Source organism: Sphingomonas sp. YR710 (assembly GCF_900101455.1).
Classification (GTDB): domain Bacteria; phylum Pseudomonadota; class Alphaproteobacteria; order Sphingomonadales; family Sphingomonadaceae; genus Rhizorhabdus.
Window position 1 is genome coordinate 2,501 of sequence record NZ_FMZJ01000033.1, and the last position, 3,340, is coordinate 5,840.

At 53.9% G+C, this 3,340-nt stretch carries 1 tRNA gene and 2 rRNA genes (1 of these 3 only partly in view); all 3 read left to right on the forward strand.

The features are described 5' to 3' along the window. Positions 1 to 2,781: ribosomal RNA gene (locus tag BLS13_RS20065) — 23S ribosomal RNA — on the forward strand (it extends 12 nt beyond the left edge of the window). Positions 2,782 to 2,895: 114 nt separating this feature from the next. Next, positions 2,896 to 3,010, forward strand: a 5S ribosomal RNA gene (rrf, locus tag BLS13_RS20070). 223 nt (positions 3,011 to 3,233) lie between these two features. Next, positions 3,234 to 3,310: transfer RNA gene (locus tag BLS13_RS20075), tRNA-Met, on the forward strand. Positions 3,311 to 3,340 lie beyond the last annotated feature (30 nt).

Sequence of the window (3,340 nt, forward strand, 5' to 3'; positions counted from 1 at the left end):
AAGGGCATTTGGTGGATGCCTTGGCATGCACAGGCGATGAAGGACGTGGCACGCTGCGATAAGCGTCGGTGAGGTGTGAGCAACCTTTGACCCGACGATTTCCGAATGGGGAAACCCATCCTCACCATTTAATTTCTGCTCCGGATTTATCCGGATCGGGAGTTAAATGGGAAGGATATCACCGAAGTGAATACATAGCTTTGGTGAAGCGAACCCGGCGAACTGAAACATCTCAGTAGCTGGAGGAAAAGACATCAACCGAGATTCCGTTAGTAGTGGCGAGCGAACGCGGACCAGGCCAGTGCCTGATGGTGAATTAGCAGAACAAGTTGGAAAGCTTGGCCATAGCGGGTGACAGCCCCGTATGCGAAAATGAAACATCAGGACTTGAGTAGGGCGGGACACGTGTAATCCTGTCTGAACATAGGGGGACCACCCTCTAAGCCTAAATACTCGTGCATGACCGATAGTGAACCAGTACCGTGAGGGAAAGGTGAAAAGCACCCCGATGAGGGGAGTGAAATAGTACCTGAAACCGAATGCCTACAAGCAGTAGGAGGGTCTTTATGGCCTGACTGCGTACCTCTTGCATAATGGGTCTGTGACTTAATGTATCAAGCAAGCTTAAGCCGTTAGGTGTAGGCGCAGCGAAAGCGAGTCTGAATAGGGCGACTGAGTTTGATGCATTAGACCCGAAACCCGGCGATCTAGGCATGACCAGGATGAAGGTGGGGTAACACCCACTGGAGGTCCGAACCGATTAACGTTGAAAAGTTACCGGATGAGTTGTGTTTAGGGGTGAAAGGCCAATCAAGCCGGGAAATAGCTGGTTCTCCGCGAAAACTATTGAGGTAGTGCCTCGGATGAATACCGTTGGGGGTAGAGCACTGGATGGATGCGGGGGTCGCGAGACCTACCAAATTCAACCAAACTCCGAATACCAACGAGTACTATCCGGGAGACAGACGGCGGGTGCTAAGGTCCGTCGTCAAAAGGGAAACAGCCCTGACCTACAGCTAAGGTCCCCAAGTCGTGTCTAAGTGGGAAAGCATGTGGGATTTCCAAAACAACCAGGAGGTTGGCTTAGAAGCAGCCATCCTTTAAAGAAAGCGTAACAGCTCACTGGTCTAAATAAGAGATCCTGCGGCGAAGATGTAACGGGGCTCAAGACACGCACCGAAGCTTAGGGTGTGGATTTATCCACGCGGTAGCGGAGCGTTCCGTAAGCCTGTGAAGCGATCTGGTAATGGGTCGTGGAGGTATCGGAAGTGCGAATGCAGACATGAGTAGCGATAAACAGGGTGAGATGCCCTGTCGCCGAAAGACCAAGGGTTCCTGCGCAAGGCTAATCCGCGCAGGGTGAGCCGGCCCCTAAGACGAGCCCGAAGGGGGTAGTCGATGGGAACCACGTTAATATTCGTGGGCCTGGTGGTGTGTGACGGATCATTTAAGTTGTCATCTCTTATCGGATTGAGATGGCTTCGACATGGTTCCAGGAAATAGCCCCACCGTATAGACCGTACCCGAAACCGACACAGGTGGTCAGGTAGAGTATACCAAGGCGCTTGAGAGAAGTGTACTGAAGGAACTCGGCAAATTGCCTCCGTACCTTCGGAAGAAGGAGGCCCCACATCTGGGCAACCATTTGTGGGGGGCACAGGCCAGGGGGTAGCGACTGTTTAGCAAAAACACAGGGCTCTGCTAAGTCGGCTTCAAGACGACGTATAGGGTCTGACGCCTGCCCGGTGCCTGAAGGTTAAGTGGAGGGGTGCAAGCTCCGAAATGAAGCCCAGGTAAACGGCGGCCGTAACTATAACGGTCCTAAGGTAGCGAAATTCCTTGTCGGGTAAGTTCCGACCTGCACGAATGGCGTAACGACTTCCCCACTGTCTCCAGTACATGCTCAGCGAAATTGAATTCTCCGTGAAGATGCGGAGTACCCGCGGTTAGACGGAAAGACCCCGTGCACCTTTACTGCAGCTTCAGAGTGGCATTAGGAAAGAACTGTGTAGCATAGGTGGGAGGCTTTGAAGCGACGGCGCCAGCTGTCGTGGAGCCATAGGTGAAATACCACCCTGTTGTTTTCTGATGTCTAACCTCGATCCATGAAACTGGATCAGGGACCCTCTGTGGCGGGTAGTTTGACTGGGGCGGTCGCCTCCTAAAGAGTAACGGAGGCGCGCGAAGGTTGGCTCAGGACGGTCGGAAACCGTCTGTTAGAGTGCAATGGCATAAGCCAGCCTGACTGCGAGACTGACAAGTCGAGCAGAGACGAAAGTCGGTCATAGTGATCCGGTGGTCCCTCGTGGAAGGGCCATCGCTCAACGGATAAAAGGTACGCCGGGGATAACAGGCTGATAACCCCCAAGAGCTCATATCGACGGGGTTGTTTGGCACCTCGATGTCGGCTCATCACATCCTGGGGCTGGAGCAGGTCCCAAGGGTTTGGCTGTTCGCCAATTAAAGTGGTACGTGAGCTGGGTTCAGAACGTCGCGAGACAGTTTGGTCCCTATCTGCCGTGGGCGTCGATATTTGAGAGGAGTTGACCCTAGTACGAGAGGACCGGGTTGAACATACCTCTGGTGGACCTGTCGTGGCGCCAGCCGCGCAGCAGGGTAGCTATGTATGGACGGGATAACCGCTGAAAGCATCTAAGCGGGAAGCCTCCCTCAAGATAAGATATCACAGAGCCGTGAAAGACCATCACGTTGATAGATCGGATGTGGAAGTGGGGTAACCCATGGAGCTAACCGATACTAATTGCTCTATTCGCGCTTGAGAGCCCCACCATCAACGACAGCACTGCTGTCCAAGATAAGTGGATATCTCTCAGCATAGGATGCACGCACGATTTCTAGAACCGATCCCAACACATATCTGCGCTGGCTCCATAGCTTGGTGGCCATAGCGTCTGTGACCCACCCGATCCCATCCCGAACTCGGCCGTGAAACCAGACTGCGCCGATGGTACTATTGCTTAAGCAGTGGAAGAGTAGGTCGTCGCCAGGCTTTGAAGCCAGCGCTTATATGCACAGGATCGGCAATACCCATTTACATGTCAGAGTCTTTTGTTGGCCTCAGGCGCCGGCGCGGGCTTCAACCCGCCAGGCTATCGCGCCAATCAGGGAACCCCATCAAAGTACTACTTTGATGAGTACCCAAGGCGCGGCGGCCGTTCGGCCTTGCGGACCTCTTCGAGGGCCGTTCCCCAGCATCAGACAACGCTCGGTGTCGCGGGGTGGAGCAGCCCGGTAGCTCGTCAGGCTCATAACCTGAAGGTCACAGGTTCAAATCCTGTCCCCGCAACCAAGCCCAATATCTCAACTTCCCTCGCAAGCA